Annotated in this window: 3 protein-coding genes; all 3 read left to right on the forward strand. The window is 38.5% G+C overall.

Annotation, left to right across the window (positions count from 1 at the left end):
* Positions 1 to 296 precede the first annotated feature (296 nt).
* Positions 297 to 1,736 carry a helix-turn-helix domain-containing protein gene (locus HT696_RS07845; protein WP_173283516.1) on the forward strand — a complete coding sequence of 480 codons (1,440 nt, stop codon included), beginning with the start codon at positions 297 to 299 and terminating at the stop codon, positions 1,734 to 1,736.
* Positions 1,737 to 2,086: 350 nt separating this feature from the next.
* Positions 2,087 to 2,950 (forward strand): Rpn family recombination-promoting nuclease/putative transposase, encoded by an 864-nt coding sequence (locus HT696_RS07850; protein ID WP_173283517.1) that lies wholly within the window; start codon positions 2,087 to 2,089, stop codon positions 2,948 to 2,950.
* Positions 2,951 to 3,389: 439 nt separating this feature from the next.
* On the forward strand, positions 3,390 to 5,958 hold a 2,569-nt coding region (locus HT696_RS07855), incomplete at its 3' end, for a maebl (protein WP_173283518.1).

The following is a 5,958-nucleotide window of genomic DNA, read 5'->3' on the forward strand; positions in this document are numbered from 1 at the left end:
CTGAAACGCTTTCAGATGAGGGGATTTTGTGCGCTCTTTTTTTCGATTCATTTTGGCTACAAAAGCGATGAAATCAAGCATGATTAAAACCAGTGGAACTTACCCTGACACGGATTTCCACTGGTTTTTAGGATTTTTATCAGACTAACTTCCACTTCTACTAGCGGTGGAAGTTAGTTTGGGAATTTACCGATAATGGACCAGGAAATCAGCATGAAAATAAAAAGAGAAACAGATTATTTCAGCATTTCTAAGATTTATGCTATGCTTAAGGTAGAAAATGAAAGGGGTAACAAATGTATTTAGGAGATTTGATGGAAAAGGCTGAATCTGGCCAATTTTCAATCCTTTCCTTTCTATTACAAGGATCTCAGACGACTGTCAAGGCTGTAATGGAGGAAACAGGATTTTCAAAAGCAACTCTAACCAAATATGTCACCCTACTTAATGACAAGGCTTTGGATAGTGCCTTAGAGCTGAACATCTCCTTAGAAGATGAAAATCTGCGTCTGTCAATCGGTGCAGCTACCAAGGGGAGAGAGATTCGGAGCTTGTTTTTGGAGAATGCTGTTAAATACCAGATTTTGGTTTATCTTCTCTACCACCAACAGTTTTTAGCCCATCAGCTGGCTCAAGAATTGATGATTAGCGAGGCTACGCTTGGCCGCCACTTGGCTGGTTTAAATCAGATTTTGTCAGAATTTGATTTATCCATCCAAAATGGACGTTGGCGAGGTCCAGAGCATCAGATACGCTATTTCTATTTCTGTCTTTTCCGCAAGGTCTGGTCAAGTCAGGAGTGGGAAGGTCACATGCAGAAACCAGAGAGAAAACAGGAGATTGCTACACTAGAAGAAATTTGCGGTGCAAGTTTGTCTTCAGGGCAGAAATTGGACTTGGTTCTCTGGTCTCATATCAGTCAACAACGTCTCCGTGTCAATGCCTGTCAGTTTCAAGTCATAGAAGAAAAAATGCGAGGGTATTTTGACAATATTTTCTACCTTCGTTTGCATCGAAAGGCTCCGTCCTTTTTTGCTGGGCAACACATCCCTCTCGGAACTGAGGACGGGGAGATGATGATTTTCTTCTCTTTCCTCCTATCTCATCGTATTCTTCCTCTTCATACTATGGAGTATATCCTTGGTTTTGGAGGGCAGTTGGCAGATTTGCTGACGCAATTGATTCAAGAAATGAAGAAGGAGGAGTTGCTGGGCGGTTATACAGAGGACCATGTCACCTATGAACTCAGTCAGCTTTGTGCTCAAGTCTATCTATACAAGGGCTATATTTTACAGGATCGCTACAAGTACCAGTTAGAGAATCGTCATCCTTATTTGTTGATGGAACATGATTTTAGGGGAACGGCAGAGGAGATTTTTCATGCTCTACCGGCCTTTCATCAAGGGACGGATTTGGATAAGAAAATTCTCTGGGAATGGCTGCAGTTAATCGAATATATGGCTGAAAATGGTGGTCAGCATATGCGGATTGGTCTGGATTTGACATCTGGTTTTCTTGTCTTTTCAAGGATGGCAGCCATTTTGAAACGGTATTTGGAATACAATCGTTTTATTACCATTGAAGCCTATGACCGAACTCGGCATTATGATTTGCTGGTTACCAATAACCCGATTCATAAGAAGGAACAAACACCAGTTTATTATTTAAAAAATGACTTGGATATGGAAGATTTAGAGATGATTAGAAAGCAGCTCTATCAAACACCATATAAATAGACTACAATACCAGGTAAAACATATAAGATATATCTATTGTGCGATACTGATTACCTTCTATATGATAAAAGCCACTTGTTCCATGGATTTAGTGTGAATTTAGATAGATGAGATTGATTTGTATCACTGTGATAAAATATTAGGCACTTCTCGATAAAGTGTTACTGATTGAAAAATTGGCAATTATAGGCATCAAATTGACTCCTAATCCATAATTTTTTTAACATTTTGATAAAATTTCATCAATCTTTGTTCATTTTTTCCTCTCTTTTTCGAATAATAAATAGATAGTAGCGGTGAATCTAGTAAAGCTAGATTTAAAACTGTGGTATAATAAAAGGAGGAAAAGGATGATTCTAAGACATCCGGGCATTAGCCCAACTAATGACTTGGTTGCTAAGAAAATATTCAGCAACCCAGAGATCACTTGTCAATTTATTCGCGATATGCTGGACTTGCCAGCCAAAAATGTGACGATTTTGGAGGGAAGTAACATTCATGTCTTGCCTTCCCTGCCCTACTCGGCTCAAGATTTCTATACCAGTATAGACGTCTTGGCAGAGTTGGACAATGGCACGCAGGTTATTATCGAAATCCAAGTTCATCATCAGAATTTTTTCATCAATCGTTTATGGGCTTACCTGTGTAGTCAGGTCAATCAAAACCTAGAAAAAATTCGTCAACGTGAAGGTGATACTCACCAGAGCTATAAACACATCGCACCAGTATACGCAATCGCAATTGTAGATAGCAACTACTTCTCGGACGATTTGGCTTTTCACAGCTTTAGTATGCGAGAGGACACTACAGGTGAGGTTTTAACCATCACCAATAACGGTCAAGAAAACCATCTGGTTAAGATGGCGTTCTTGGAATTAAAAAAATATAGAGAAACCAGCAAAGACGAGGTTCGCAAACCGTGGTTGGAGTTTTTCGGGAATAAACCCTTTACCCAGCGCCCCGAGCGAGCCATCAGCCAAGCAGACCAACTGCTGGACTACAAGAGCTGGTCCGAGGAGGACAGGAAGATGTTTAGTGAACAACGCAGGCGAGAAGAACAGGCATTGTTGGCACAGGACTATGCCTTGGAAACAGCTAGGGAAGAAGGGAAAATTTTTACTTTTCTAGATTTAGTACGCCAACATGTTATAACTTCCGAATTTGCGAGTGAGCAATTGGGTATGTCAGTCGCTGAGTTTGAGGCGCTGTTGTAATTAATTAAAAAAATGACAGATTTTTCCTTCATACAAAAGGAGAAATCTGTTTTTTTACAATGGTTAGCCACAGTCTAGGAAATGAATTTTTCCTTTTATAATCCTCTAGCATACCATCCAGGGAGCAGGCGATATGCTCTTCCAAAACACGTCAACCACGCGATGGGCTTGCGCCTATCCTTAGTAAGAAAAGGTCAAGGGCAATACAAAGCTCCGCTCCCCTTATTCAAAAAATAGAATTTAATATTAAAAATGTAAGGAGAAAAAGAAATTTTCAAAACAATTTTCATAAAAACTTTGATAAAACAAATAAAATTCCGAACAAAAACGTAACAAAAATTTAATATGAAATGCTTGACAGGGATTTAGGGGGGGGGGTATAATTACGGTAGGAGTGTTCTACATTGTACACTACAAATATAAAAATAGAGGTGTCCAAATGGATAAGAAAAGAATGATATTGGCGAGCTTAGCAAGTGCGGCAGTCTTAGGAGCAGGTTTTACTACAGTTCAACCGTTAGTTGTAAAAGCTGACGAAAATGCTGCTAAACCAGCAACGCCAAAAGTGATTCAAGACGCTGAAGCTGATGCTAAGAAAGCTGAAGAAAAAGTTACTGAAGCTCAAGCAAAAGTAGATGCTAAAACAACAGAAGCAACTGCTGCTGCGACTAAAGTAGAAGCAGAGAAAAAAGAGGATGCTGATGCTAAAGCTGCAAAAGCAGAAGCTGATAAAGCGAAAAAAGACGCTGAAACAGAAAAAACTGCTGCAGATGCTGAATTAACTGCAGCTAAAGAAGAAGCAAAACAAGCTGACGCTAAAGCTAAAGAAGAAGAAGCAAAAGCTGAAGCAAAAGCTAAAGAAGATGCTGCTACTAAAAAAGCTATCTCTGACTCTCTAGATAAATTAGTAGCAGATGCTGAAAAAGCTATCAATGATAACAAAAAAATCACTGATAAAGAAAAAGCTATTAAAGAATTAAAAGAAAAAATTGGGAAAGAAGACCTATTAGCTGCAATCGAAGCAGGCGAAATCTCAATTGACAACGTGGCTGCTGAGTTAAACGATGATGCTGCAAAAGCAGAAGCGAACGAAGCTGCTGACAAAAAAATGCGTGATAAAGATCAAGCTGCTAAATCAACAGCTGCGGATGCTGGGGCTACTTCTGAAACTGGAACAGCCAAAAAAGACATGCCTGCAGATCTAAAAGCTACAATTGCTGAAGCTGAAAAAGCAGATGCTGCTCGTCCAGAATCAGAAAAACTTCAAGATAAAGCAGATCAATTAGACGATCAATTGAATCGTGTAGAAGCGCAATTTGACGAAGCTAAAAAAGTTGCTGAAGAAAAAGCTGCTGTTTTAGACAAAAAAGAAACAGCTCTTAAAGAAGCTAAAGAAGCTGCTGATATTGCAGAAAAATATAACCTTAAAGATGAGATTGTTAAACCATTAAAAAATGTTGTAACAGAAATCGAAAAAGATCGTAACGAAGCTAATTCTGAATTTGAACAAGCTGATTCAGCTGCTGCATATTATGCAGAACAAGGTAAAGAATTAGAAGCAGAATACAATAATACTGTTGCTGCTGTGAAAGCTGCTAAGGAAGAAGAAGCTAAGAATCCTAAACCAGCAGAAAAACCTGTTGAAAAACCAAAAGTAAAAACAGAAGCTGAAAAAGCTGCAGAAGCAAAAGCCGAAGCTGATAAAAAAGTAGCAGCTGCAGAAGCTAAAGTCGCAGAAGCTGATGCAAAGGTTAACGAAACAACTAAAGCTCTTGAGGAAGCTACAACTAAAGCTACTAAAGAAGAAGCGGATGTTCAACCTGCTGAAGATGCAAAAACTGCAGCAGACAAAGCTAAAGCTGAAGCAGAAGATGAATTAGCTAAAGCTAAAGAAGCAGCAGTAACAGCTAAAGCTAAAGTTGAAGAGCTTAAAAAAGATGAAGCAGATAGTTTGGCTGGTCTTAAATATGCTTTAGAAAAAATGGAAGCTGATGCTATCGAAAAAATCAACAAAGACGATAAAATCACTGACAAAGATGCAGCTATTGACAAAGCTAAAGCTGCAATCGGTAAAGAAGATCTATTAAAAGCTATCGAAAATGGTGAAATTTCAGCTTCTGAAGCTGCCAGAGATTTAGATGATCAAGCTGCAACTGCTGAAGCTAATAAAAACCAAGATCCTCAAGATAATAACATTGGAGCAACAACTCCAACTATCCAAGATGGAGCTAAAGTTTCTGAAGCAGATAAAAAAGCATTTGCTGAAGCAGACAAGAAAGCAGCTGCTCGCCCAGCATCAGAAAAAATTCAAGATAGAGTAGATCAATTACTAAAAGAAATCAACTACTTAACAGCAATCGCTGATAAAGATAAAGCTGCAGCTGAAGTTCTGTTAGAAAAATTCAATCACGCTAAAGAAGTATTACTAGAAGCTGGACAAGCTGAAAGAGCAGCAGAAGAAGCTAATTCTAATCCTGAAGTTCTTGAAGCATTGAAGAAAGTTGTTTATAATCTAGAACTGGATCGTGACACTGCGAAACAAGAACTAGCTAAAATTCTAGTGCCATTGGAAGCTTACACAGAACAAATCAACAAGCTAACTGACGAGTACAATCAAACTCTTAAAGATCTAGAAGCAGCTAAAGCAGCAGAGAAAGTAGATGCTTTAAAAGTAGAAATTAAAGATTTAGAAGCAGAGCTTGCTAAAGACAAAGACAATGAGGAAATTAGCGATAAATTAAATGCAATGCGTTCTGCGTTAGCAAGAGCTGAAAAAGATCTTAAAGAAAATCCGAATGCATTAGTATATGCAGTTTTACTTCCAAAAGTAGATGCTCTGCCAACTGCATCACAAGCGTTAAAAGCAGAAATTAATAAGCTTAGAGAAGAAAAAGAAAAAACAACTGATGATAGCCAAAAAGCTGAATTAGAGAAAAAAATTGCAGAAAAAGAAGCTCTTTTAGCAGAAGTTGAAAAAGCTGAAGAAACACCAGCTCAACCAGCTGAAC

The sequence above is a fragment of the Streptococcus sp. 9903 genome (genome assembly GCF_013276625.1).
In the GTDB taxonomy this organism is placed as follows: domain Bacteria; phylum Bacillota; class Bacilli; order Lactobacillales; family Streptococcaceae; genus Streptococcus.